Origin of the sequence: Staphylococcus pseudoxylosus, assembly GCF_003697915.1 — a bacterium.
Lineage (GTDB): Bacteria > Bacillota > Bacilli > Staphylococcales > Staphylococcaceae > Staphylococcus > Staphylococcus pseudoxylosus.
In genome coordinates this window covers 1-246 of sequence record NZ_RCVN01000089.1, presented here as the reverse complement: position 1 = coordinate 246, position 246 = coordinate 1, and the positions used below count along the sequence as shown (strand labels likewise).

The window sequence follows — 246 nt, the reverse complement described above, 5'->3', positions numbered from 1 at the left end:
GTAATCATTTTCGCAAGCGTTATGCAACTTTTTTGACTGTCTGACTAGAAATTCAGCACGTCCAAGCCATACTTTGAAAAGTTCGTCATTATGCCATTCTGCTTTTACCATTTCATCTAATGCACGATATAACCAACCGTACACTTCAGCGTGTAAAATAATAGCTTTGTTCTTGTAGTCGTTCATTGAGTTCATTTTTTGCTCTCTCTATTAATTTAAAGTCATCACTGTATAAAACAGGTTTTA

At 34.6% G+C, this 246-nt stretch carries 1 protein-coding gene; it reads right to left on the bottom strand.

What is annotated here, in order from left to right:
* On the bottom strand, positions 1–195 hold a 195-nt coding region (locus D9V42_RS14925), incomplete at its 3' end, for a hypothetical protein (protein WP_122065569.1).
* Positions 196–246 lie beyond the last annotated feature (51 nt).